Source organism: Corynebacterium faecale, from assembly GCF_030408735.1.
In the GTDB taxonomy this organism is placed as follows: domain Bacteria; phylum Actinomycetota; class Actinomycetes; order Mycobacteriales; family Mycobacteriaceae; genus Corynebacterium; species Corynebacterium faecale.
The window spans coordinates 1,690,870-1,715,945 of the sequence record NZ_CP047204.1; the positions used below are offsets into that span (position 1 = coordinate 1,690,870).

Genomic DNA, 25,076 nt, shown 5'->3' on the forward strand with positions numbered 1-25,076 from the left:
CCAAAAATATCTACCGTTTCGTTATTTTTAATCCACTATGCCTGCACGCGCATATGAGATGATTCATCCATGACTTTTCGTGGAGATATTTCCCGCTCGGGCGGAAAGGCCCGCAAGGGTGGCGGTGGCCGGGGCATGGCTGTCGGTGGTGGCATCGGCGGTTTGGTGCTCGTCGGCTTATTTCTACTCCTGGGAGGAAACCCCGGGCAAGTCCAGGACATGCTGGGCCAGGGAACCGACCAGGGGCAGATCGAATCCGGTGGCAATTACGATCATTGCCAGACCGGAGAGGACGCCAACACCCATGATGACTGCCGCCTGTACTACACCTCATTCTCAGTGAATGAGATGTGGGAAAGAGTTTTGCCGGAGCAGGCCAACCTCCAATACGACGAACCCGGCCTGGAGATCTTCACCAACACCACCCAGTCCGGTTGCGGCATGGCGTCTGCCTCCACGGGACCGTTCTACTGCCCATCTGATCAGTACGCTTATTTCGACCTGACCTTCTTCGATCAGATGCGTCAGTTCGGCGGGGAGAACGCACCGTTTGCCCAGATGTACATCGTGGCACATGAATACGGCCACCACGTGCAAAACCTCGAGGGCACGCTCGGGTTATCTGATTACAACAACCCCGGTGCAGAATCCAATGCGGTGATGATTGAACTGCAGGCAGACTGCTATGCCGGAATCTGGGCAAGTTATGCCGACAAGGGTCCGGATCGCCTGCTCGAACCGATTACGGAGGAGGAACTCGACGCTGCCCTGACCACTGCCGGGGCCGTCGGTGATGACAATATTCAGCGTCGCTCCGGTGGTGAGGTCAACCCCGAGAGCTGGACTCATGGTTCCTCACAGCAGCGCAAGGACTCTTTCCTCGCCGGCTACAACTCCGGCCAGATGAGCTCCTGCGACTTCCTTGATCGCGGCGTGTACCAGGACACTTAATCCAGGCCCAGTCTGGCTCGTTCAGCATCGATGATGTTGGCTGCCAGCTGGGCCTCTGTTATGTCCACGGCATCGGGGATTTCGGCGGTTTCAGAGAGTCGTGCGTAGACATCGAAGATCTTCGCCTTGCCGGCGAGGATCTCCAGCATGCGCTCATCAGCGGTGTCATCACCGATGAGTCGATGGACATTGACGGTGGCTGTCTGGCCCATGCGGTGGACGCGGGCGACGGCCTGTTGCTCGACGGTGGGTTTGACCTGTGGTTCACAGATGATGACCTGGCTGGCGCTCTGAATGTTGAGCCCGACTCCCCCGGCGGTGATCTGGGCTATCAGTGCGGAGCCTGCGGGGGCGTTGGTCAGGGCGTCGACAAGCGCCTGGCGTTGCATGGCCGGCACACTGCCGGCGATCCGGCCGATGGCACGCTCGCCCAGCACCCGCTCGAGCTCGTCGAGAACATCGAGGAAGAACGTGAAGATCAACGTTTTGCGGCCATGCTCCTCAGCTTCGTCGAGGAGCTCGATGATGCGGTTCATCTTGGCGGAAACCTTGTGGGGGTGAGGTGACAACATCGCCGAGCGGCGCATGCCCATCCAGTCTGCAGTCTTGACACAGGCATCATAGGCCTCACGGTCATCTGGTGAGAGCTCGATCCAATCGATGGAGTCGGTGCGTTCGGGCAGTTCGTCGAGCACATCGGCCTGGTTACGGCGGAGATACGCCGGAGCGATGCGGGCACGGAAATCCTCGGCGGACATCGTGGACATCCCCCGGGTGATCAGGTCCGGCTGGATATAACGAATGAGGCTGACAAACTCGGAAACCCTGTTCTCCAAGGGGGTGCCGGTCATGAGGAGGGCGTAATCAGCGGCATCAATGAGTCGCGCGCATGCCTTGCTCCGCTTGCTCCCGGGGTTCTTGATCAGATGCGCCTCGTCGGCGATGAACAGTCCCGGCGCGGGAATATCCAGGGTGCGGGCCCCGTCATAGGTGCAGATGAGGATGCCTGTGGACTCGGACCAGGCCTTCACCGCATCCTGTTTATTGTCTCCGTGCGCGATGAAGATGGGAAGGTCGGTGAAGCGACGGCATTCGCGGACCCAGTTGACGATCACTGATGCCGGCACCACAACCAGGGTTCGGAAGTCATCCCCTGTGGCGCTCAGGTGGGCGGCAACGGAGATCGCCTGGACTGTTTTTCCCAGGCCCATGTCATCGCCGAGGAGGATCTTCTTCTGGATCACGCTGAAACGGGCCCCGAAGGATTGGTATCCGCGAAGATGGAGATCGTGGACATGGGTGGTGTTCAGTTCCAGATCACGGATTCTCTGCAGTGTGGTCGCGTCGAGGTGCTCATCTGCGCCTTCGATCTCCCTGCCCAGGAGTGTGGCCAGGAGCCCCTGGTAATGGGCGGGCCTGGAGAGATAGTCCTGCCAGATATCCGCCGGTGGCTGGGTGATGGTTTGGGGATGGAAGAGGTTGGGGTTTGCGCCCACCCAGGCGAGATCATCCAGGAAGCGGTCCCATGCTGCCCTCCCCTGATCCTCCCCGGTGCCGATGACGATCCAGTCTGTGGCGGCGGTCTCGGGTATGTCCTGGATGTAGTCGATGATGCGGGTTCGGCGTTCCCGTTCCGCCGGTGATAGTGCATCGGCCTGATCGAAACGGAATAGTATCCGGATCAGTGCCACGGCTGGTTTTGTCGGTGTGTCGCCGATGAACACTGTATTTCGGCCCAGTGCCTCCCGTTCCAGAGTCTGGGCGGCGGCTTTCATGCGCCTGGCGGTCTGGTCACCGATACCCTGGGCGCTGGCCAGAAGGGAAAGGGAGGCCCGTGCCACATCGGCGACGGTGGTGATGCCGATGGTATCCAGCGATCCGAACCGGAGCCGGTGGTTGGTGGCTGTGCGCAGGGCATCCACGGGAAGTTGCTCCAGGAGAACCTGCACCCGTTCCCGGTTGATCTCTTCCAAGGCACGCTCGGCATCAGCCCGGAGTCGCATTTCCGAGTTGGGGTCCACGGCGTAGGAACGGACCAGGGGTCGAATCTGTTTGAGATCTCTGCCATCCCACTGGCGGAAGCGTGGCGCGAAGTCTCCTATCTGGCGGGCGATCTCGGACCTTGCGGCGTCAATGAATCTTTGCCCCACCGGGTGCGCACCAGGAAATACCTGGACTCCATTGTGTTGGATCTGTGTTGCCACGAGGGCTGAATCCAGGAGTTGTTGAATATTCGGGACGTGGCCGTCGAGCTTATCCACCTGGACCATGAGATCAAAGAGTGCGGATTCGGCTCTGCGGGTGGCTTCTGGATTGAGTAGCCGGCGCAGGATGTTTCCCGACCCGGCGCGCACCTGCTCCATCAGCACGGGGAGCCTGGTGGTGGCGGCGATATAGTCCCGCAGCTGCTTCTCCACGTCCAGTCCCTCAAAGAAGGCCTTGAGGTAGAAGTTGGATGTCCAGGTCAGGTCTGATGGCAATTGGGGAATGAACCGTGACTGATCGTTTCCGATCTTGGTTGATCTGGTGATGTGTACCCCGGATGGGAGCTCCAGGCTGCGGAGGAGTTCCCGGGTCTGCTCCGCCCGATGGAGGTGGCGTTCAGCAGCGTGGAGCTGGGTGTGGCTGCGCATCCGGTCCGTGGAGGTCATGTTAGACATTGTGCCATCGGGAATGTTGGGAAGGCGTTCACGCAACATTGCTCGTCCCAGAGGTTGAATCGTTACCCAATCGGAGTGGTAAATACGTTGTCAGTGCTCAAGCGCTCTTTATAAGGTCGATACATAGGCTTGAGTTTTATTGGTTATCAGATCCAGTGACCAGAGTTGATTATGCGCTACACGGCATCAGTGACTACAAATCCATAAAGAGGGCACCATGACAGACGAGGCCACAACTCCCAGACAACCACGCGATGAGCTCTATCGCTCCCGTGGCATCCAGGTGGAGATCCACGAGGATGAGAACGAGATCTCCCTGGCACTGGACGGTGTGCCGGTGGAGGTCGCTTACGTTAACGGAAAGTACTATTCCCCCACCGCGCATATGTATGTCGAGTTTGACACCCTGGATGAGGTGGTTGATCAGCTGATCAGCACCAGTGATGAATACTGGCAACTTCACCCACCGCCGGGTGGAGACGAGGATCCCCACGGTGGGCACCACCACCATCACCACGGCACAGGGTCGGATGATTGATCATGGACATCAGGCAGAACATCTACTCGCTCACGGATGAGCAGCTGCTGAGATTTCAGGATGCTGTGAACGGTATCAAGACTGATGGCACCTATGACTATTTCACCGAGCAGCACCATCACTCCATGCACCAGGCGACGGTTTTCCCGTGGGAAACAGGCGAACACCTTCTGCGAAACTCAGCTCACCGCGGACCAGCATTCCTGCCCTGGCATCGTTATTATTGTCGGGAGTTTGAGCAGGCGCTTCAGGAGAAGGATCCTTCGGTCACGTTGCCCTACTGGGATTGGTCCGCTGATTCCTCCGCGGGTGCGGGTGCCCCGTTGTGGAATACCGATCCAGACGCCGGTCGCATCTATATCGGCGGAGACGGCACCGGGCCTGAGTCCACGGTGACCACCGGCCCGTTCGCAGGATGGGAGGTACTCATTGAATGGGGCACCGGCTTCACCCGCCGTCCAGGTGGGCTCAGACGGCAACTGGGCCTGAGTATCCCCACCCTTCCCACGCAGGCTGATGTCACCGCCTGCATTAACGATTACCCCGTCTATGACACCGATCCCTGGCATCCGGGCAGCGTGGGCAGTTTCCGCAATCAGCTGGAGGGCTGGCCGAATGGGCCTGCCATGCATAACCGGGTCCATGTGTGGGTGGGTGGAGATATGGGACCGGGTACGTCGCCGAACGATCCGGTGTTCTTCCTCCACCACGCCTATATCGATCTGATCTGGGCTCAGTGGCAACAGCTCCATGGCAATTCCTACCTCCCGGTCACGGAGGGGCCTGGCGAACACAATCTCAACGATGAGATGGCCTACCTGGATACGCCATCCCCAACCCCTGCGAACTGTCTGGATTACCGCCATGCGATGGGATATATCTACGATACGGATCCACCCACGGCGCAACTCGACGATGCCACCTTGGCCTTCACCAACGTGATGTCCGGGGATACCGAGCGACGGTCCCTGGTATTCCAGGTCCGCTCCGCACAACCGATCACCTTTGAGGTAGTCCCCTCCAGTGGCCTGCGCCCGCCCTATTCTCTTCTGCACGACGAACCCACGATCATCCATGAACCCAGGGTGGACAGTCGTCCCTTTGATGAGGTCCGCATCTGGTTCGCCTTCACTGCCGGGACCGAGCCCGGGCCAGCCCCTGATGGCTCCATCCAGATCCGTTGCGTGGAAACAGGTGAGATATTCGACATCACCCTGACCGGTTCCACGCAGGACCCGGACTGCAGATAGCTTGACGACGCCCCTCTTCGGCACCCTACCGCGGTGTTGCTGGCGGGGCGCAGGGCACGCGTTGATCACTAGAGTGGGATGGCATGAGCGAGCATCAAGCGACCGATCCCGCTGTCGCCTTCCTGGCGGCCTTCAACGACATAGAGGCATACCTGCGTTCTGAACTCAACGCGAAGCGATCTGACAGTTTCCGATGGATGGTTCGACTTGCGGAGAAGAAGCACCTTATCTCCAAGGAGCAGTCTGAGGCGTTGGATGCATTCGCGGAACTGCGCAACGCCATCAGCCACGGACCCTACAAAAACCTACGGCCCATCGCTGATCCGCGCCCCGACACCGTGACCATGATTGAGCACATCCGGGATGTGCTCACCGATCCGCCGATTGCCCTGCAGGTACTACCGCGGCAGGACGTGTGCTCGCTGCGGATGGCGGATCCGATCACCGACGCCCTGGACATCATCCGCACCACGGAGATCTCACAGTTCCCCGTTTACGGCGATGACGGTTATGTCGCCCTTCTGACCACCAACACCATCGCGCGCTGGGTGGCGGTTGATCTCGGTGACAATTCCCACCTGGATGCCACCACGGTGGCTGAAGTTCTGGATTACGCAGAGGCCTCGGACTCGGCTGTGTTCATGCCCCGAAATGCGACCGCACAGGAAGTGATTGATGTGATGACCGGGCCGGATCTGCCGTGGTCGGTGATTGTGACAGAGCATGGGAAGCCTGATCAGAAACCATTACGTCTCATCAGCGGTCGGGACATGCGCGCCATGTTGGAACTGATGGAGGTCTGATAGTTGCGTGACACAGCAACAATGGCTACATTGGTGATATATCAACAAAGTATTTTGGAAGATCTCAACAGTTAGGAACCCACCATGCAGTTCGGCATCTTCACCATCGGTGATGTGACCACCGACCCCACTAACGGCACCACCCCCACCGAAGGCGAGCGCATCCATGCAATGACGCAGATCGCCCTCAAGGCAGAGGAAGTCGGACTGGATGTCTTCGCCACCGGCGAGCACCACAACCCTCCGTTCGTGCCTTCCTCCCCCACCACCCACCTGGGTTATATCGCAGCCAAGACGGAAAAGCTGCTGCTCTCCACCGCCACCACCCTGATCACCACGAATGACCCGGTGAAGATCGCCGAGGATTATGCCTTCCTGCAGCACCTCTCCGGTGGCCGCGTCGACCTCATGATGGGACGCGGTAACACCGGCCCGGTATACCCGTGGTTTGGCAAGGACATCCGTCAGGGCATCCCCCTGGCAATCGAGAACTACCATCTGCTGCGCCGCCTCTGGCGCGAGGACGTGGTGAACTGGCAGGGCAAGTTCCGCACCCCACTGCAGGGCTACACCTCCACTCCGGCACCCCTCGACGGTGTGGCACCATTTGTGTGGCACGGTTCCATCCGCTCCACCGAGATCGCCGAACAGGCGGCCTTCTACGGTGATGGCTTCTTCCACAACAACATCTTCTGGAACAAGGAACACACTGCCCAGATGGTGAACCTCTACCGCCAGCGATTTGAGTATTACGGACATGGCCAGGCAGACCAGGCCATCGTGGGCCTCGGTGGCCAGGTCTTCATCGGTGACACCGAAGCACAGGCCAAGGACTTCTTCCGCCCCTACTTTGACAACGCCCCCGTCTACGGACACGGCCCCTCCATGGAGGACTTCACCCGGATGACCCCGCTGACCGTGGGTACCGCAGAGCAGGTCATCGAGCGCACCATGGAGTTCGCCGACTGGGTGGGCGACTACCAGCGCCAGCTCTTCCTCATCGACCACGCGGGACTTCCCCTCGAAGTTGTTCTCGATCAGGTGGAGCGACTCGGCCGCGATGTGGTTCCAGAGGTGCGTCGTCGCATGGAAGAACGCCGACCCGATCACGTTCCCTCCGACCCACCAACCCACAGAACCCTGCAGTCCAATCCGGAACACCCACACTTCAAGGTGAGCCCCGGCACGCCTGCCGACGCAGAATAAAAGGACCTCCATCATGCGTAAACTCACCGTGGTCACGGCGGGCCTGTCCAATCCATCCACCACCCGCTCCGTAGCCGACCAGCTCACCAGGGCCGTCGAAGCCGCCGTCACAGCACGTGGCGAGTCCCTGGACATCGAGGTCATTGAGATCCGCGACCTCATCTTCGATCTGGCCACCTCCTTCACCAGCGCCGGCATGAGCTCACCAGCTCTTGACGCCGCCAAGGAACGACTGGCCACCTCCGACGGACTCATCGCCGTCACACCGGTGTTCACCGCAAGCTACTCCGGTATTTTCAAGATGTTCTTCGATGTCCTCGACCCGAAGACCATCGTGGGTCTGCCCACCCTGGTGGCAGCTTCCGCGGGCTCGGCACGTCATTCCCTCGTTATTGATCACGCCATCAGGCCGATGTTCAACTATCTGCGCGCCGTGGTGGTGCCCACCGGAGTCTTCGCCGCCACCGAAGATTTCGGCACCGACGCCGGTGTGGAGTTCGAGCAGCGTGTCAACCGCGCAGCCGGTGAACTGGCAACCCTCATGCTCCAGGACTTTGCCAGTGTAGAGGGCCTGGGAGGCGCGACAGCCAACCAGGATGCCGACTTGTCCTTCCGCCGCAAACGCCACACTGGTGTGACCCCGGGCGAGAACTTCACCTCGTTCAGCGACCTCCTCAAGGGCCACGACGGCGAAGGATAAGGTTGTCAGCATGACGGGCATTGGACGATAGCTTTCAGCACCGGGGGGAAAGTGTCTAGTTCATGGTTTCCTGCCGATAAGGCGCCAGCACGTCCTGAATGGCCTGCTGGGTGTTGAGATAATTGTTCACTTGAATCCTCAGGTCTTCATCAGACCATCCGGACACTGCTGCCATGACACCTGCGGCGGCTCGAACAACCTCGGGCAGGACGTACCGGAAGGTACCCAGCACGATCCTGCGATCAAGGACATCGGCAAGATCAACAGCAGCCTCATCAGTCACCGCGTAGACAACCTGGGCCGCGATATCCAAGCAGTCACCATCCGGGTCAAGGCGTCTGGCTAGCTCAGGGTGAGCGGCCACCAGGTCGAGGATGCGTTCATGTTCTGTGCCGTAGAGGCGCGCAAGATGAATGCGGATGTTCTCACCCAGCGGCAGATCCGGGTGACTACGTACCGCTGACTGGAAGGCCTCCCCTACGGTTTCATAATCACCGAATGAGGTGGATAACGGCTGGTACCGCGAATCAAAAGACCTCACTGGGGGCAGCACAGCTGAGTGATTCTGCACCACATGCTCAATCACCTTGTGCCCCATCATCCGGGCGGTGGTCCATTTGCCTCCGGAGACAGATATCAGGCCATCCAGCCCGACATCGGCATGATCGGCAATATCAAAGCGCCTCGATGACGTATAGGTTTCGCTCCCGTCATCGACAAGAGGACGCACCCCGACCAGTGTGGAGATAATCCCGGCCGGGTCCAGTGGAGTCTCACGAACCGAGTTGATGGTCTCCAGCAACAGATCGATATCAGAAGCATCAGCGTGGGCATCATCAGCGGTGCCCTCAATGGGGGTGTCGGTAGGGCCGATGAGCGTCCGGCCGAGCCACGGGTTCACGATGACATGTCGACCATTTTTTCCACGGACAAAAACCCCGACGCTGCTCCCCAGATCCCCGGTGAGTAGGTGCACCCCCTTGGACTGGCGAACCCGGAGACCGGTGAGACCTGCAACATCCCCCAGGGCTTCCGCAACCCAGGGGCCCCCAGCATTGATCACCACCGGTGCCCGGAATCGGGCTTCACCACCGGTGACCTGATCATGGACCTGCACACCGGTCACCCGACCCGCAGACTCATCGCGCTCGATACGGGTCACCTTGGCATGGTTGATCGCAGTGCCCCCACGGGCCGCGAATTCCTTGACGATACCCAGAAGCAGACGTTCCGCGTGCACATTCAACGTGTCATCATGACGCCACGCACCCTTGAGGCCTTCTGGATCCAGCCAGGGCACTGCCTTGAGCAGCATGTCCCTGGGCACCCACCGTAACCGGGGCGAATGATTATCCGGGGACAACCCCAGGTTCCTTTTCCACGCCATGGCTTCATACAGCGCCACACCGGCCCCCAGGACTGGCGCCTTAGGAACGGACCAGTCATAGGCGGTGAGCATGAAGCTCCGCGGGGACACCAGGTGTGGTGCGGCGATACCCAGATAGCGGCGCTCCTGGATCGCTTCCTGCACCACGGCGAAATCACGCTGTTCCAGGTAACGCAGGCCGCCGTGGATCATCTTGGAAGTGGCCGAAGACGTTCCGGAGGAAAAGTCCCGGGCCTCGAACAGGATGGTGCGCAGTCCCCGGCCCACCGCATGCCGCGCGATCTGCACGCCGGAGATACCTCCACCGATCACAATCACGTCATAATCACGGCGTACAGGAGGACCAATCCTCCTGGCATCAAACAGCGTGGCCCTCATTGTGAGAATTCTACTGAAAAACCCTGTGCCCACCGAAGGTGGGCACAGGGTTTCGTCGACAAGCGTGTGGTTACACCAGCTTCGCCGTCAAGGCGGAGACCACGTCAGACAGGGGGATGTCCTGCTGGTCGTGGGCCACCATGTCCTTGAGGGCAACGGTGCCGTTCTCCAACTCGTTCTCACCGAGCACCAGGGTGTAGAGGGAACCGGAACGGTCCGCACCCTTCATGGCACCCTTCAGGCCTCGGTCGCCGTAGGACATGTCAGCGCTGATGCCGGCGGCACGCAGCTCATTGATGATGCCCGCCATCGCCTTCTTGGCTGCCTGCCCGAGCGGAACACCGTAAACATCCACGCGGCGCCCGTCCCCCACGCTCACACCCTCCGCCTCAAGGGCGAGGATGGTGCGGTCAACACCCAGACCATAACCGATACCGGAGAGGTCCTGGCCCCCGAGTTGCCCCATGAGTCCGTCATAACGACCACCGCCACCGATGCCGGACTGTGCGCCCAGACCATCGTGGATGAACTCGAAACAGGTCTTGGTGTAATAATCCAGACCACGGACCATGCGCGGGTTGATCACATAGGCAACGCCCATGTCATCGAGGAGCCCCGTGACGGTGTCAAAGTGGGTACGGCACTCCGCGTCCAGGTGATCCAGCATCAGCGGTGCGTCTGCGGTCATCTCCTGAACCTCAGGGCGCTTGTCATCCAGTACCCGCAGCGGATTGATCTCTGCGCGCTTGCGGGTCTCCTCATCGAGAGGCAGGTTGAACAGGAAGTCCTGCAACTTCTGGCGGTAGGCAGGACGACAATGCGCATCACCCAGGCTAGTCAGCTCCAGACGGAAGCCGGTCAGTCCCAGGGAACGGTAGCTGCGGTCAGCCAGCGCAATGATCTCCGCATCGAGTGCTGGATCATCCACACCGATCGCCTCCACGCCAACCTGCTGCAGCTGACGGTAGCGGCCCGCCTGTGGGCGCTCATAGCGGAAGAACGGGCCCGCATAGTTCAGCTTGACGGGCAGCTGGCCGCGGTCGAGACTGTGCTCAATGACAGCACGCATGACACCTGCGGTGCCCTCGGGGCGCAGGGTCACGGAACGCTCGCCACGGTCGGCGAAGGTGTACATCTCCTTGCTCACCACATCGGTGGACTCACCGACACCGCGGGCAAACAAACCGGTGTCCTCAAAGATCGGCAGCTCAATGTGCTCAAATCCCGCGAGATGTGCCTGCTTGATGAAGGTGTCGCGGACAGCGAGGAATGCTGCGGACCTCGGCGGTGTGTAATCCGGGACCCCCTTGGGGGCGGAAAACGGCTGGATCTTCTCAGTTTTGGTGTTCTTGTCACTCACGATTGCTAACGATACCTTTTCTCTCAACACTGCTCGGACGCAGGATCAGTTTGGACGCAGTGCACGCAGGAATGGGTTACTCATTCGCTCGGCGCGCATGGTGGTGGTCGGGCCATGGCCCGGGAGGATCTGCAGGCTGTCATCCAGTTCGAGAATCACGGTGCGCAACGAACGGTTCATCGCTTCCTCATCAGAGAACTCGAAATCGGTCCGCCCGATGGACCCCTTGAACAGGACATCGCCCGAGAAGCAGTACTCCTCCCCCACCAGCACGACACATCCCGGGGAATGACCTGGCGCATGGTGGAGGGTGAATTCTTCACCGGCGAGGGTGATGGTGCCACCACCCAAGAGATCCTCGGTGGATTCCGGGGAGACCATGTTGTCTGCGTCGAAAAGCATGGCGGTCTGGGTGCCGCTGCCCTTATAGGCCTCAAGGAAGAAAACGTCATCGGGGTGGAGATAGACCGGGGCATTGAACCGCCTGGCCAGGGTGCCGGCATCACGGGTGTGATCGATGTGCCCATGGGTGAGCACGATCTTGTCCAGCTTCAGTTTGTTGTTGGTGATGTACTCCACCAGATCATCATGGGCATGCATGCCCGGATCAATGACCGCCACTTCACCGTCACCGACAATGACATAGCAGTTGGTCTTGTAGGGACCTGCCGCGAAACCGAGAATTTCCATGTCTGGCAGTCTAGTGCGGACCCCACGGGTGATCACCATCGCAGGCGCAGTCGGGCAGATGGCTGCCGGAGGTGGGGTGGATGGTTAGAATGAGGAGGAATTTTTAAAGCACGTACTTTCCAACTAGTTAAGGGATACATCGCGGTGAGCAATAACAAGGAACGGCGTCAGTCGGCACTCTCCCAGCTCGAGAAGGAACTCAAGAGCAGGGATCGCAAGGAGAAGACCAAGCCGATGACCGTTGTGGCTGCCTCCCTGGCAGTCATCCTCCTGGTGGTCGGTGGTATCTGGTACGCCGCCACGCAGGGCGGCGAGGATGAAGCCATCACCGCTGATGATTCCACTGAGATCACCACCCCTGCCGAGAGCAGCTATGAGACCCTGGCCATCAGCCGCACCACCGCGTTGGATGACACTGTCTCCTGCACCTATGAGGAAGCTGGCGATGCCTCCCGTGAGGTATCCAACCCTGCGACTGAGGATGTTTCTGCCACCGGCACCGTCACGGTCAATCTCTCCACCAACCAGGGTGAGATCGGCATGGAGCTCGACCGCTCCGTATCGCCCTGTACCGTCAACGCCATCGAGCACTTCGCCGCTGAGGGTTACTACGACGATGTGGTCTGCCACCGCCTGACCACCTCCGGAATCTTCGTGCTCCAGTGTGGCGACCCGAGCGGCACCGGCGCCGGAGGGCCAGGCTTCCAGTTCGCCAACGAGTACCCCACCGATGAGGCTGCCGATGCCGACCTGAACACCCCGGTCATCTACGAGCGTGGCACCATCGCCATGGCCAACGCAGGGCAGGGCACCAACGGTTCCCAGTTCTTCCTCAACTACGAAGATTCCCCACTGCCACCGGTTTACACCTACTTCGGTCAGATCACCGATGAGGGTCTGGAGACCCTGGATGCCATCGCAGAACAGGGCGTGGAAGGTGGTGCCTCTGACGGCGCACCCGCCGAGGAAGTGCTCATCGAGACCGCCAGCGTGGCTTAAGCCTGCTCAGGAAGGCTCTATAGAACCACTCCCGCTCTCCCCCAAACCTGAACCACCCCCGTGGACCACTGCGTCCACGGGGGTGGTGTTCTCCGTGGGTGCCCCCGTTCCATCATCAGGCCGGTTCGACCACACCAACTGGCCGTATCCTGTCAATAAGCGTGGAAAGCTTAACCCCAAACAGGGGTGAGCAAATCTGATAAAGCGACCAATTTTCTGAGAGTTTTCCACTCATAGCCACCGGTGAGTGGATGGATGGGCCCTAAATGTAACTTTGGTAACATTCATTACACTTCTTGATCACAAAAGGCTTGCACAGGCCTGGCTACATCGTTAGAGTAAGCGGAGATAACTCCCCTCGTCACGAAGGACCCAGGACATGAAGCTCTTCTCTCGCACCTCCCTGGTTGCGTTCGGTACCGCAGCTGCAGTTGCTGCCTCCGCTCTCACCGCACCTGCATTCGCTGAGGATGAAAGCACCACCCCTGCTGCCACCACCACCGTTACAGCAACCACCACCACCTCTGCGACCACGCCAGCGGACACCACTACCCAGGAATCCACGACTGTCACCGCAACCCGGACTGTCACCGCAACCCCGACTCCTGATGCCTCCGGTTCCTCCGACATGGACAATGTCAATGACTGGATCAAGATCATCACCGCAGTCATCGGTGCGCTGACCACCATCCTGACTTTTGCCAGCAACCTTGATCGCTTCATGGCCCGCTAGCAGGTCTACCGCTCCCCGCCCCATCTGTTGTGGGCAGGCAGCCAACAACTTTGCCCTCCCGACTGCGTACTCCGCGTGTCAGGAGGGTTCAGTCTTTGCTCCAGCCAACTCCGACCCCCTGCAGCCTCGGGACAGGACAATTGACGGTGCCGCCCTCCATGATGGAGAACGGCACACAACTCAATCCGCGGAGAATAGCTCTGGAATCTAGCCGCCGGAGGTCACACGGTACACATCGAAGACACCTTCAGCATTGCGCAGCTGCGTCATGAGCGAACCCAGTTGCTTGGTATCCGAGACAGCAAAGGTGAAACGCACGGTGGCCACCCGGTCTTCCGAGCAGTGCGAATTCATGGCGGTAACCGAAACCTTCTGATCATTGATCACCCGGGTCAGCTCAAAGAGCAGCCCTGCACGATCGAGTGCCTCCAGCTGAAGGGTCGCCGAGAAGACTGATCCCTGCCCCTCGGAAGCCCAGGCCACCTGAACCATTCGTTCCGGTTCTTCACGGAGCTTCTCAGCGTTGGTGCAGTCGGTGCGGTGCACTGATACGCCGCCACCACGGGTGACAAAACCGAAAATCTCATCACCGGGAACGGGCATACAGCACTTAGCCAGTTTCGCCAGCACATCCGGGCTGCCTTCCACCAGGATGCCGCTCTCACCGCCGGACGTGGCCGCACGGGAGCTGACCAGCTCACTGAACGGGGTCCGGGCAACCAGAGCATCTTCGGCGTCCTCCTGATCACCGAAGATCGCCACGAGTCTGTTCACAACATGCTGTGCGGAGACAGAACCTGAACCGATCGCGGTGTACAGCGCGTCCACATCTGAATAGTGCAGCTCGGTGGCAACCCGCTTCATCGTGGTGGCGGTGAACAGGCGGTGCATCGGCAGTCCGCCACGCTGGATCACGGCGGCAAGCGCATCACGTCCCGCCTCGAGGTATTCCTCCCGGCGTTCCTTGGCAAACCACTGCCGGATCTTCGCCTTGGCACGGGGCGAGATCACGAAGTCCTGCCAGTCACGGCTCGGACCGGCATTGGCATCCTTGGAGGTGAACACCTCCACCCGGTCGCCCGATTTCAGGCTGGTCTCCAGGGCCACGAGTTTGCCGTTGATCTTGGCACCAATGCACCGGTGTCCCACCTCGGTGTGGACGGCATAGGCGAAGTCCACGGGTGTGGAATCCACAGGCAGGTTCACCACATCGCCCTTGGGGGTGAACACGAAGATCTGCTTGGAGGTTAAGTCATAGCGGAGGCTGTCTAAGAACTCATTGGGATCAGCGGCTTCCTTCTGCCAATCGAGCAGCTGACGCATCCACGCCATCTGATCCACTTCTTCACTGTCGCCGGAGTGTGTGCCCTTGGTCTCCTTGTAGCGCCAGTGCGCGGCGATACCGAACTCGGCACTGTAGTGCATCTCATGCGTACGCACCTGCACCTCGAGGGGTTTGCCCCCGGAGCCCATCACCGTGGTGTGCAGAGACTTGTACACGCCGAAACGGGGTGCGGAGATATAGTCCTTGAACCGGCCGGGCAGGGCGTTGAACAGCGCGTGCACGACTCCGATGGCGGCATAACAGTTATTTACATTGTCCACCAGGATGCGGATACCCACCAGATCGTAGATATCATCGAAGTCCCGCCCCCGGACGATCATCTTCTGATAGATCGACCAGTAGTGCTTCGGGCGTCCCAACACCTCTGCAGTGATGTTGTTCTCACGCAGACCACCGGTGACCTGGTCAATGATCTCTTTCAAGTACCGGTCCCGCGAGGGGGCGCGGTCGGCCACGAGCCGCACGATCTCTTCATACTTCTTCGGGTAGAGAATGGCGAAGGAGAGATCCTCCAGCTCCCACTTCACACTGGCCATGCCCAGACGGTGGGCCAGCGGGGCGATGACCTCCAGGGTCTGACGTGCCTTCTTGGCCTGCTTCTCCGGAGGGAGGAAACGCATGGTGCGCATGTTGTGGAGACGGTCGGCCACCTTGATCACCAGCACGCGCGGATCCTGGCTCATGGCCACGATCATCTTCCGGATGGTCTCCGCTTCCGCGGCGGCACCCAGGGCCACCTTGTCCAGCTTGGTCACACCGTCGACAAGCCTGGCCACCTCTTCCCCGAAATCCCGGGTGAGATCGTCGAGGGAGTAATCCGTGTCCTCCACCGTGTCATGCAGCAGAGCTGCAACCAGCGTGGTGGTGTCCATGCCAATCTCCGCGGCGATGGTGGCCACCGCGAGGGGATGCGTGATGTACGGATCACCGGATTTACGGATGACACCCTCATGGAGCCGCTCCGCAGTGGAATAGGCGCGTTCAAGAACACCACCATCCGTTTTGGGGTGGAACTGCCGGTGAATGCTCAGCAGTGGGTCCAGGACCGGGTTCGTCCTGGCGCGGCTTCCCGTCAGGCTCCGGGCGAGCCTGGCCGACATGCTGCGCACGCCCATCGTGGACTTCTGCGGGTTACGCTCCAGACTCATGTTCCTGACGCCTCTCTTGCTATTCCGTTACTGGGGATCCCTGATCACATGGACCGGGAGATCACCCAATCGCTCCCTACCGCTGAGGCCACCGACCTCAATAGCGAGCACATAACCGGTGACGACTCCGCCACACGATTCAATCAGTTTACGTGCAGCGGCCAGAGTGCCGCCCGTTGCCAGCACATCATCGATGAGAACAACCTTCTTGCCGGCCAGATCCAGTCCCTCGGAGGGAAGCTCAAGTGCAGCCGATCCGTACTCGAGGTTATATTCCTCGGTGACCACGGGTGGGGGAAGTTTGCCCTTCTTGCGGATGGCGATGACGCCGAGTCCCAGCTTGTAGGCCACTGCGGAACCCAGGAGGAAGCCACGTGCATCCAGCCCACCGATGACTTCGGCACCGAGCTGGCGGGCGGCATCGGCCTGTGCATCCACAACGGCCGCGAAGGCCTCAGCATTGGCCAACACAGGGGTCAGATCCTCAAAGAGCACCCCCTCCTCAGGGAAATTCTGCACATAGCGGGTGTGCTCGAGGAGGGCGTTGCGCGCCTTTGCGAAGCTGCTCGGTTGGGTCTCGCTCACTTCTTAGTCCTCACTTCTGGACCAGCGGTCCATGTTCCATCCGATACCGGAAAGGTCAGTATTAACCACCACGTTACCGACAGTGCGGTCAATCACGAACACCCGGGGCTGTGCAGCGAGTGGAATCGAGGGGACCTCCTGCCAGAGACGTTCCTCGGTGTCCCTGGTGGAGATGGGATCAGAGCCCAGGGAGTTCACCATGGAGAACTCCCGGTTGGGATCCACCGAGCGCAGAACGGCATCCAGCGGACCCTGGAAATACTCCTCATAACCCCATTCACTGACCACGGTCCGGCTCAGGTCACGCAGGCTCACCGTTTCCTGGGAAGCATCCACCACGGTGATGCCCGCCGGCTCACAGCTCACCCGGATGGCCTCCACCATGGCGGCCTTGCGCTCATCGGGGCCGTCATAACCAATGCGCACAGTGGTGCCGGCCAGCACCGAGGCCGCCCCGATATTCACATCCATATTGCGCGCCGGCAGGTCACCGAGCTGTTGCACCACGGGATTCTGAGCCCGGACAGAGTGCACCCCCACCGGTGGGACTTCAATCCCTGAGATGCTTGACGACGCCGCGGCCACCGCATGCTGGTCAACGCAGGCGGCGAACGCCTGCCGGGCCTGTGCACCGTAGAACACCCCGGCTGACCCCAGGGAGAGCTGCTCCGTGAGCAGCCCCACCTCCTTGTAGATGTCATAGGGGTTCATGGGATCATCACGATCAACCCAGGTGGCTGTGCCCCGCGAGCCGATATCTGCGATCTGTAGATTACCGGACTGCACGATCGTTTCCAGCTCAGACCCCTTGGGCCATAACACCATCTCCGACAGGGCAGCTTCATCACCGCTGTAGTGCTCGTTCAGCCCGAGGGTCACCTCACCGAAGTCGCCCACCTCTGTGATCACGAACGGACCGGAGGACACCTGCAGATCAGGGTCGAACTGCTCCAGGCGGAAGCCCTCGTTCCAGATCCGCGCGGGTTCCTCCAGGGCATCAACATCCTCATCGGTCAGAGCACGGTTCAACTCCCCGAGGGTGATCCCAGCCTTGGCGGCGATGGCATGCGCCGGCAGAATGGTTCCCTGATCAAAGAGATAACGCCAGCGGGCCCCGTAATCCTCCTTGAACACCACTGTTGCGGATTTGGAACCGGACTGGCACTCAACCCGTTCAACCTGGGCAGCCAGCGGAACATGGGAATCAAAAACGCTTGGCATCATCCCGGCTTTGGCGGCCAGGAGGAAATCATCACACACCACGGGTGCACCATCGGAATAGTTCGCCTCCGGGTTGATCGAGTAGATCACCTGGCGGTTCGCACCGGGCAGAACCTGGGTGGTTGCCAGGTCGGTATTGGGAATCATCTGCCCTGATGGCCCCTGCACGTACACAGCCGGATAGAGGCGCGCAGACAACTGAGCGGCTTCAGTGGCGACACCCAGTAGTGAACCGGCGTTGGTGGTGGCCAAGGAGGTATTCAGGGCATAACCGAAGTGGCTCTGCTCATGCGCATCCGGCTCCACCACCTCCTCACCGCAGGCACTCACCGTCAACATCGTCGAGGCAAGCACGACCGCGGCCAGCGCTTTCCTGGTCACCAACTCACACCCACCCGGCCTTTCATGTTGATCAGTCTCCCCCGATTTTTCATAGACCCCCAAGTATATGGAGGAGGTCCCTTCAAAGCCTAAATCCCGCCACCTTGACGGTGACGGGATTCAGAATATGACCTGGTCAGCTTCGGCCTGGCCGCCAGGTACCACCTGATTGCCCGGGGTTGTCCGGGGCGATGGGCTTTGCGACGGTTCGCTTCCCACCCACTGTCGGATCCAGCGGGGTGTCTCCGGCGGATACGGAAGCGGCGGTGACGGTGGCGTCGACAAGCTCCGGGTTCCTGGCCGCGGCAACCGCGGCGTTGTGGCGCTTCGTCTTCGCCGAGCGGTTCTTCAGGTACACCAGGATCGGGGTCGCCAGGAACACCGAGGAGAAGGTGCCCTCGATCACGCCGATGAGCTGGATCAGCGCGAGGTCCTTCAAGGTTCCCACTCCCATCAACCCCACCGCAACCACCATCAGGGCGATGATCGGCAGGGCGGAGATGATCGTGGTGGAGATGGAACGCATGAAGGTCTGGTTGACCGCCAGGTTCGCCTGTTCTGAATACGTTCGCCGGAGCGAATGTTCATAGCCTTCCGTGTTTTCTCGCACCTTGTCGAACACCACCACGGTGTCATAGATGGAGAAGGTCAGCACAGTCAACAGGCCGATGACGGTCGCCGGGGAAACCTCAAAGCCGATGGTGGCGTAGATGCCTGCGATGACCACGGCATCCACGAGGAGGGCGACCATCGCGGCGACGGCCATCTCACGTTCCAAGCGGACCCCGATATAGGCAGCCGCCAGGACCAGGAACACCACGAGGGCTATGAGCATACGCTGGGTGATGGTTGAACCCCACGACTCGGAAACGGTGGAGTTACCGATAGCATCCGGGGTGGCCACACCCTCGGAGTTGAGTGGCTCGAACTCTTCATAGATGGCCAGACGTGCTGTCTCAATCTGGTCATCGTTGAGACGCTCGGAATGGATTTCCAGGATGCGGGCATCACCGGAACCAACAACCTGCACCATGGTCGGGGTGATCCCGGTGGCGTCGGTGAAGGTCTCCTCCACGGCCTCGACGGAATGATCAGCCGCCGGCAAGTTCATCTTGGTGCCACCCTCGAAGTCAATGCTGAGGGAGAAACCACGGAGCGCGATGAAGAGGATGGACAGGATCAGCAGGATGCCGGTGATCCAGTACCAGAGCTTTGACTTACCGATGAAGTCAATGCCACCCTCGCCCGTGTACAGACTGTTGAATGTGCCCCGGGACTTCTTCTCGGTTTGGATAGTGCTCATGACTTACCTCTGCTCCTTCTCAATCGAACCGGGGGTATCAGAGCTGGCCGTGGCAGCAACCAGAGTGTCACCGGCGTGATGCAGCTCATCGAGCTCACCGTTTGCACGACGCTCCTCCACCAGCGTGTACACACGGGCCATGCCGTTGACTGATGTCTTGGCGAAGAACGGCTTACGTGATGCCAGAATGACCAGTGGCGCGGTGACCAGGAATGTCACCAGAATATCGAAGACGGTGGTCAGGCCGAGGGTGAACGCGAAGCCCTTGACCTCGCCCACTGCCAACAGATAGATGGCGACCGCACCGATCAGTGTCACCATGTTGCCGGTGACGATGGTGCGCTTTGCCCTCTCCCAGGCACGTGGCGCGGACGACCTGAAGGATCGTCCATCACGGATCTCATCCTTGATACGTTCGTAGAACACCACGAAGGAGTCAGCGGTGGTACCGATACCGATGATCAGACCGGCGATTCCCGCGAGATCCAGGGAATAACCGATCCACCGGCCCAGCAGGATGAGCGAACCGTACACCAGGGCACCTGCGGCGACCAGAGTGAACAGCGAGACGAAACCGAAGAGCCGGTAGTAGGCGAACACGAAGATCGCCACCAGAACGATACCCACGACACCGGCGATGAGACCGGCCTGCAGGGAGGCCGCACCCAGTGACGGTGGAACCGTGGTGGTGGTTCCGCCACGCTCACCACTTTCACCGGCGAAGCTCAGTGGCAGTGCACCATACCGCAGGTTGTTGGCCAGATCCTGGGCCTCTGTCTGGGTGAAATCACCCGTGATCGAGGTGGCGCTGCCAACCGGGGTGGGCGACTGGATCACCGGCGCCGAGATGACCTCGGAGTCCAGGGTGATGGCGACCTGCTGCTGCAGATATTCACTGGTCAGGGCCGCCCAGGAGGCTGAACCCTGCTCACCGGATCCTGACTTGAAGGCGAAGTTGATTTCCATCTGACCGGTCTGTGAGTTGAAACCACCCGTGATCGGACGGTCGGTATCAATCTCGTTACCCGTCAGACGGGCGCCGTCCTCCTCATCGGTCTCGCCCTGGAGCAGCGGGGCGGGATCAAGGATATAGACACCTCCGGAGGAACGGTCACACGCCACCAGCGGCAGACGGGGGTCATCGGTGCCGGCGATCGGATCCATCTCACCGCTGACACACTGCATGAGGGAACTCGCCGCGATCTGATTAGTGGGATCAGTGGACTGACGGTCCGTGCGGAGCATCTCCGTGACTTCCTGACGAAGCTCCGTCGCCTCGATGGAGTTAGCGGGCTCCGGAAGCGGTTCCGCGGTCACGGTCGGTGCCGGGGTGGTCGCGGCCTCAGCGTCGTCTGCTGCCTCGTCTTCAGCTGCCTCACCTTCTGGTGGGGTCTCAGCGGACTGTTCCACGGCGGTGTGCATCTCCGAAAGTGCCGTGTTGGCCTGCTCCTCGGTAATCACATTGTATTCAACCCACCGGTTCGCCATATCCTCCAGGACCGGCATCAGGGTCTCCATGTCCGGCATACCCGCCTGTCCGACGGGGCGGAACAGCAGCTGTGAGGTCTGGCCGAGGGCCTGCGCCTGCGCGACATCCTCACCCGGAACAGTGATCACCAGCGTGTTGCCGTCAGTAACCACACTGGCACCGGTGACACCCATGCCGTTCACACGGTTTTCCAGGATGATACGTGCCTGTGCCAGCTGGTCCTGGGTCGGTTCCGCACCCTGGGGAACCAGGGTCACACGGGTACCACCCTGCAGATCAATTCCGAGTTTCGGTGTGCCCGAACGGTCACCTGTAAAAAATACGAGCGCATAGATACCGAAGAGAATGAGTACGAACAGCGCAATTGCACGTTTCGGCCACGCCTCCCAGGCACTAACGGCACTCTTCTTCTGCCGAGCCAAGTGTGTCTCCTTAGTGAAAGTGATCCATCGGATTCCCACGGGCTCCATGAGAGAAGACCGCGGGGCATCGTCATGCCGTCAACGCTGTACTGATGGTGGCACAGCAGGGATTGTCGCCCACCCACAACCACCCGGGTGGCGAGCAGTGCGAAATCAGGCACTTACCGTCGAATATGGTACGCCATCGCGTGGAGTTTACCCGGGCTTACCCCGGTGAATCTGGACACCCTGGGTTCCGCGGGACCCTATTCCCCCACCCCGTAAAAATATCAACACCCCTGCGCCGATGTAAGGGACAGCACAGGGGTGCATGGGTGTGATGGTGGATCAGCGGTTCTCGGGGTGGCCCGAGGGACGGTCATCCTCATTGTTGATGCGGAAGTTCTCCGGATGCTCATCCATTCGATCACCAGGATTAACCGGGGTGGCGCCGGGAGCCTGATTATCCATGGCGATTCCACCGGTCGGCTGAACCACCCGGACCACAGCCATCTTCTCCCACGAGGTGACCAGGCCTGGAGCGATCTCCAGGTCCACCAGCTCCTCCGACACGGACACCACGATGGCATGGAGTCCGGCGGTGGTGACAACCCTGTCCCCCGGCTGCAGTGCATCCTGCAACTTCTGGATTTCGGCCATCTTCGCCCGCTGACGACGGCTCATGAGGATGGTCGGCAAGGCGAGGATGACCAGAAGGAAGAGAAGTAGAAGTAATTCCATAAACAGTGAGTGTGCCAGACCCGGCCACACCGGTGCCACCCGAGGCACTCACCCGAGGCCCCTCAGAACCCCGGTTTGGGGAATGGATCAGCACTGATCGGTGGCGGGCCTGTGATGCTAGTCCTGCAGCCAACCCTCCACCGTGCCGGTGTTGTTATCAGCCCACCGACGAACAGCGGGGAGGATGTCGAGTCCGTCACGCTGGACATACAGATCCATTTCATTGACGTCCGCGGCGGTGAAGCGGATGCGTTGCAGCGCCACCCGGGTGCGCTCGTCGCACTCGGCCCAGAAATCCTTGTGCGCGAGCAGGCAGGCCTCATCAGGTGCAGGGAATGCTCCCTTCGGATCAGCCAGCGGGCGCAGGTCGTGGGCCTCGTTGAGAAACATCGGCTGCCACAGCGGGGTCACGAAATTTTCGCGGGCTGCGATACGGGTGTTCACGGTGTCGATGACTTTATCGATATCCCCGGACGGCTGTGTCCATCCCAGTGCCTCAAGTCCGTAGGTTGTCAATAGCTCATTGCCCATGACGGTCAGGCCGGCGTAGGAGCCGGTCCCCTGCACGATGCGGGTGGTGAAGGTATCGGCGACCTCTTCACGAGCGAGATCCTCGAGCGAGGTGATCGACGCATCGACATAATCAGGCACCGCCCAGAAGAACTTGGCGTCGCCATAGAGCGGGGCAACATTGATGACCTGCTCCTTGATACCTGCCCAGTACATGGCGTGCCCTCCAGGCAGCCAGGCATCAGCAAACAACTGGTGCTCCCCACTGGCCAGTTTCGGATACATCTCCGGGTGCGGGCCCTCGTGGACCACAACGTCATGACCGAGGCGGAGCAACACCTCTTCGACAACGGCCGCGGCAACCTGATGGAAGGATTCGTTGATTCGTCCATAGTGGATCTTCATGGCGCTGGTGGTCCTTAATACTGAGTCGAGTACAAACGGGCTGCCGTCAGCTTAATAAGGTGCTCCGGGGAATTCCGGGAAATAGGTCACCGGGTGCGCGGGCCTCCCCCTCGGTGGTGGAGTTCCACACGCAGGGCAGTCAGCTGGCAGGCACTAGTAGTCCCCGATGGTGCCTTCAGGAGGTTCCAGACCCAGATGACGCCAGGCGGCAGCGGTAGCCACCCGCCCACGACCGGTCCGGGCGATCATCCCGGCGCGCACCAGGTAGGGTTCGCAGACCTCCTCCACCGTGGCGGGTTCTTCACCCACAGCGACGGCGAGGGTGTTCACTCCGACCGGTCCACCACCGTGTCCGCGGATGAGGGCATCCAGCACAGCGCGGTCCAGGCGGTCCAGGCCCAGTTCATCAACGTCGAAGACGATGAGTGCTGCATTGGCGGCTCCCAGTGTGATGTGCCCGTCAGCGTGGACCTCAGCGAAGTCCCGTACCCGGCGGAGGAGTCGGTTGGCGATACGTGGGGTGCCACGGGATCGGGAGGCGATCTCCACCGCGGCGTCGGCATCGATACCGACCTGAAGAATCTGCGCTGTGCGCTTGACTACCCGGGTAAGGTCATCGACGTCATAGAATTCCATCTGCGCTGTGAAACCGAAACGGTCACGCAGTGGTCCGGTGAGCATGCCGGAACGGGTGGTTGCCCCGACGAGGGTGAACGGTGGGATCTCCAGGGGGATGGAAGTGGCACCGGGGCCCTTGCCCACGATGACATCAATGCGGAAATCCTCCATCGCCATGTAGAGCATTTCCTCCGCGGGACGGGCGATGCGGTGGATCTCGTCGATGAAGAGCACATCGCCCTCCATGAGGTTGGACAGCATCGCTGCGAGGTCACCGGCACGTTCCAGCGCGGGTCCTGATGTCATACGCAGGCTGGTACCCAGTTCCTGCGCGATGATCATGGCCATGGTGGTTTTTCCCAGGCCGGGTGGGCCAGAGAGCAGCACATGGTCGGGGACCACCCCGCGTCTCTTGGCGCCGGTGAGAACCAGGCTCAGCTGATCCCTCACCTTGGGCTGTCCGATGAACTCCGTGAGGGACTTCGGGCGGAGCGTGATTTCCGCCTGGACGTCCTCGGGTTGAACGTTGACATCTATTCCGGCGTCCGGGTCACGTCCGGTTCCACCATTTCTCCTCGGGGGGATTCCCCCGGGGATCTCAAATTCGGTGCGTTCCACGTCGCCCATTCGGATTCACCCCCACTTCCCTATTTTCCGCCAAGTTTAGCCAGGGCGGCCCGCAGCGCCGCCGAGGTATCCAGACCTGGGTCATCGGCGAGCACGGTGGCCACTGCGTCATCAGCCTGTTTCTCTGTAAACCCGAGACCGGTGAGGGCCTGGGTCACCTGATCAACCACCACAACCGGCGCAGCACCCTGCCCGGTGGGTGTGGAGGTGTCCTCATCGACCACACCCGCGGTGTAGGCGGCCACTTTGTCCTTCAACTCCACGATGAGGCGCTCCGCCATGCGTTTGCCCACTCCCGGGACTCTCTGAAGGGTTTTGGCATCCGATCCGGCGATAGCCTGGGCGATCTCCACCGGGCTGAGCACGGATTCGCATGCGAGTGCCAGACGTGGCCCCAGGCCGGTGACCGTCTGCAGGAGAGCGAACATCTCACGGGACTGATCATCGATGAAGCCGTAGAGCTTCATGGCATCTTCACGGACCACCATGGTGGTCAGCAGGATGGCTTCTTCACCGCGTTGCAGGCGGGACAGGGTGTTGGGCGTGGTGGTCACCTCATAACCCACTCCCTGACATTCAATGACCACGGAACCCAGTCCGATGCTGAGGACGGTGCCGCGCAATGAGGCGATCATGATGATTCTCCT

Annotated in this window: 21 protein-coding genes; 8 read left to right on the forward strand and 13 right to left on the reverse strand. The window is 60.4% G+C overall.

Annotated elements, in window-relative coordinates; genetic code table 11:
* Positions 1-69 precede the first annotated feature (69 nt).
* Complete coding sequence (gene ypfJ / locus CFAEC_RS07715) at positions 70-951, forward strand: KPN_02809 family neutral zinc metallopeptidase (RefSeq protein ID WP_290275663.1); 882 nt, start codon at positions 70-72, stop codon at positions 949-951.
* Here the strand turns inward: ypfJ and CFAEC_RS07720 are convergent.
* Positions 948-3,611, reverse strand: a complete 2,664-nt coding sequence (locus CFAEC_RS07720) for a DEAD/DEAH box helicase (protein WP_435384217.1) — start codon at positions 3,609-3,611, stop codon at positions 948-950. The two genes, ypfJ and CFAEC_RS07720, sit on opposite strands and share 4 nt — an antisense overlap.
* 217 nt (positions 3,612-3,828) lie before the next feature.
* Between CFAEC_RS07720 and CFAEC_RS07725 the strand changes: the two genes are divergently transcribed.
* From CFAEC_RS07725 to CFAEC_RS07745, 5 genes are all read left to right on the forward strand, one after another.
* Positions 3,829-4,149, forward strand: coding sequence for a hypothetical protein (locus tag CFAEC_RS07725; RefSeq protein ID WP_290275665.1), 321 nt, complete (start codon positions 3,829-3,831; stop codon positions 4,147-4,149).
* A 2-nt stretch (positions 4,150-4,151) separates the two neighbouring features.
* Positions 4,152-5,399 carry a tyrosinase family protein gene (locus CFAEC_RS07730; protein WP_290275667.1) on the forward strand — a complete coding sequence of 416 codons (1,248 nt, stop codon included), beginning with the start codon at positions 4,152-4,154 and terminating at the stop codon, positions 5,397-5,399.
* An 83-nt stretch (positions 5,400-5,482) separates the two neighbouring features.
* Positions 5,483-6,202 (forward strand): CBS domain-containing protein, encoded by a 720-nt coding sequence (locus tag CFAEC_RS07735; RefSeq protein WP_290275670.1) that lies wholly within the window; start codon positions 5,483-5,485, stop codon positions 6,200-6,202.
* An 84-nt stretch (positions 6,203-6,286) separates the two neighbouring features.
* Positions 6,287-7,408 carry an LLM class flavin-dependent oxidoreductase gene (locus CFAEC_RS07740; RefSeq protein WP_290275672.1) on the forward strand — a complete coding sequence of 374 codons (1,122 nt, stop codon included), beginning with the start codon at positions 6,287-6,289 and terminating at the stop codon, positions 7,406-7,408.
* 13 nt (positions 7,409-7,421) lie between these two features.
* On the forward strand, positions 7,422-8,108 hold the full coding sequence (locus CFAEC_RS07745; protein WP_290275674.1) for an FMN reductase: 687 nt from the start codon (positions 7,422-7,424) through the stop codon (positions 8,106-8,108).
* Positions 8,109-8,163: 55 nt separating this feature from the next.
* On the opposite strand, the gene CFAEC_RS07750 is transcribed toward CFAEC_RS07745, so the two are convergent.
* From CFAEC_RS07750 to CFAEC_RS07760, 3 genes are all read right to left on the reverse strand, one after another.
* The gene (locus CFAEC_RS07750) at positions 8,164-9,873 is read right to left on the reverse strand and encodes a glycerol-3-phosphate dehydrogenase/oxidase (protein WP_290275676.1); all 1,710 of its coding nucleotides are present in this window, start codon (positions 9,871-9,873) and stop codon (positions 8,164-8,166) included.
* 70 nt (positions 9,874-9,943) lie between these two features.
* Positions 9,944-11,233, reverse strand: a complete 1,290-nt coding sequence (hisS, locus tag CFAEC_RS07755) for a histidine--tRNA ligase (RefSeq protein WP_290275678.1) — start codon at positions 11,231-11,233, stop codon at positions 9,944-9,946.
* Positions 11,234-11,278: 45 nt separating this feature from the next.
* Positions 11,279-11,923 (reverse strand): MBL fold metallo-hydrolase, encoded by a 645-nt coding sequence (locus CFAEC_RS07760; RefSeq protein WP_290275680.1) that lies wholly within the window; start codon positions 11,921-11,923, stop codon positions 11,279-11,281.
* 144 nt (positions 11,924-12,067) lie between these two features.
* On the opposite strand from CFAEC_RS07760, the gene CFAEC_RS07765 reads away from it, so the two are divergent.
* Complete coding sequence (locus CFAEC_RS07765; RefSeq protein ID WP_290275682.1) at positions 12,068-12,922, forward strand: peptidylprolyl isomerase; 855 nt, start codon at positions 12,068-12,070, stop codon at positions 12,920-12,922.
* A gap of 379 nt (positions 12,923-13,301) precedes the next feature.
* Positions 13,302-13,655 (forward strand): hypothetical protein, encoded by a 354-nt coding sequence (locus CFAEC_RS07770; RefSeq protein WP_290275684.1) that lies wholly within the window; start codon positions 13,302-13,304, stop codon positions 13,653-13,655.
* Between the two features lie 207 nt (positions 13,656-13,862).
* Here CFAEC_RS07770 and CFAEC_RS07775 read toward each other — a convergent pair whose 3' ends face one another.
* The 9 genes from CFAEC_RS07775 to ruvA form a co-directional block, all read right to left on the reverse strand.
* Positions 13,863-16,148: a RelA/SpoT family protein gene (locus tag CFAEC_RS07775; RefSeq protein ID WP_290275687.1), complete on the reverse strand. Its 2,286-nt coding sequence runs from the start codon at positions 16,146-16,148 to the stop codon at positions 13,863-13,865.
* 27 nt (positions 16,149-16,175) lie between these two features.
* Positions 16,176-16,733: an adenine phosphoribosyltransferase gene (locus tag CFAEC_RS07780; RefSeq protein ID WP_290275689.1), complete on the reverse strand. Its 558-nt coding sequence runs from the start codon at positions 16,731-16,733 to the stop codon at positions 16,176-16,178.
* A 3-nt stretch (positions 16,734-16,736) separates the two neighbouring features.
* Complete coding sequence (locus tag CFAEC_RS07785) at positions 16,737-18,338, reverse strand: periplasmic substrate-binding domain-containing protein (RefSeq protein ID WP_290275692.1); 1,602 nt, start codon at positions 18,336-18,338, stop codon at positions 16,737-16,739.
* A gap of 133 nt (positions 18,339-18,471) precedes the next feature.
* Positions 18,472-19,638, reverse strand: coding sequence for a protein translocase subunit SecF (gene secF, locus CFAEC_RS07790; RefSeq protein ID WP_290275694.1), 1,167 nt, complete (start codon positions 19,636-19,638; stop codon positions 18,472-18,474).
* 3 nt (positions 19,639-19,641) lie between these two features.
* The gene (gene secD / locus CFAEC_RS07795; protein WP_290275697.1) at positions 19,642-21,549 is read right to left on the reverse strand and encodes a protein translocase subunit SecD; all 1,908 of its coding nucleotides are present in this window, start codon (positions 21,547-21,549) and stop codon (positions 19,642-19,644) included.
* A 327-nt stretch (positions 21,550-21,876) separates the two neighbouring features.
* On the reverse strand, positions 21,877-22,269 hold the full coding sequence (gene yajC / locus CFAEC_RS07800) for a preprotein translocase subunit YajC (protein ID WP_290275699.1): 393 nt from the start codon (positions 22,267-22,269) through the stop codon (positions 21,877-21,879).
* A 117-nt stretch (positions 22,270-22,386) separates the two neighbouring features.
* A complete protein-coding gene (locus CFAEC_RS07805; RefSeq protein ID WP_290275702.1) occupies positions 22,387-23,184 on the reverse strand; it encodes a glycine betaine ABC transporter substrate-binding protein in 798 nt (265 codons plus the stop codon).
* Between the two features lie 153 nt (positions 23,185-23,337).
* Positions 23,338-24,429, reverse strand: coding sequence for a Holliday junction branch migration DNA helicase RuvB (gene ruvB, locus CFAEC_RS07810; RefSeq protein ID WP_290275704.1), 1,092 nt, complete (start codon positions 24,427-24,429; stop codon positions 23,338-23,340).
* A 20-nt stretch (positions 24,430-24,449) separates the two neighbouring features.
* Positions 24,450-25,064 (reverse strand): Holliday junction branch migration protein RuvA, encoded by a 615-nt coding sequence (ruvA, locus tag CFAEC_RS07815; RefSeq protein ID WP_290275706.1) that lies wholly within the window; start codon positions 25,062-25,064, stop codon positions 24,450-24,452.
* Positions 25,065-25,076 lie beyond the last annotated feature (12 nt).

Bases quoted from the DNA above. Each gene is read 5' to 3' on its own strand.
- CFAEC_RS07730 (WP_290275667.1), top strand. From the start codon at position 4,152: ATGGACATCAGGCAGAACATCTACTCGCTCACGGATGAGCAGCTGCTG.
- ruvA (WP_290275706.1), bottom strand. From the start codon at position 25,064: ATGATCGCCTCATTGCGCGGCACCGTCCTCAGCATCGGACTGGGTTCC.
- CFAEC_RS07750 (WP_290275676.1), bottom strand. From the start codon at position 9,873: ATGAGGGCCACGCTGTTTGATGCCAGGAGGATTGGTCCTCCTGTACGC.
- ypfJ (WP_290275663.1), top strand. From the start codon at position 70: ATGACTTTTCGTGGAGATATTTCCCGCTCGGGCGGAAAGGCCCGCAAG.
- CFAEC_RS07745 (WP_290275674.1), top strand. From the start codon at position 7,422: ATGCGTAAACTCACCGTGGTCACGGCGGGCCTGTCCAATCCATCCACC.
- CFAEC_RS07725 (WP_290275665.1), top strand. From the start codon at position 3,829: ATGACAGACGAGGCCACAACTCCCAGACAACCACGCGATGAGCTCTAT.
- CFAEC_RS07735 (WP_290275670.1), top strand. From the start codon at position 5,483: ATGAGCGAGCATCAAGCGACCGATCCCGCTGTCGCCTTCCTGGCGGCC.
- CFAEC_RS07770 (WP_290275684.1), top strand. From the start codon at position 13,302: ATGAAGCTCTTCTCTCGCACCTCCCTGGTTGCGTTCGGTACCGCAGCT.
- CFAEC_RS07760 (WP_290275680.1), bottom strand. From the start codon at position 11,923: ATGGAAATTCTCGGTTTCGCGGCAGGTCCCTACAAGACCAACTGCTAT.
- secF (WP_290275694.1), bottom strand. From the start codon at position 19,638: ATGAGCACTATCCAAACCGAGAAGAAGTCCCGGGGCACATTCAACAGT.
- CFAEC_RS07775 (WP_290275687.1), bottom strand. From the start codon at position 16,148: ATGAGTCTGGAGCGTAACCCGCAGAAGTCCACGATGGGCGTGCGCAGC.
- CFAEC_RS07740 (WP_290275672.1), top strand. From the start codon at position 6,287: ATGCAGTTCGGCATCTTCACCATCGGTGATGTGACCACCGACCCCACT.
- yajC (WP_290275699.1), bottom strand. From the start codon at position 22,269: ATGGAATTACTTCTACTTCTCTTCCTTCTGGTCATCCTCGCCTTGCCG.
- CFAEC_RS07805 (WP_290275702.1), bottom strand. From the start codon at position 23,184: ATGAAGATCCACTATGGACGAATCAACGAATCCTTCCATCAGGTTGCC.
- CFAEC_RS07720 (WP_435384217.1), bottom strand. From the start codon at position 3,611: ATGTCTAACATGACCTCCACGGACCGGATGCGCAGCCACACCCAGCTC.
- ruvB (WP_290275704.1), bottom strand. From the start codon at position 24,429: ATGGGCGACGTGGAACGCACCGAATTTGAGATCCCCGGGGGAATCCCC.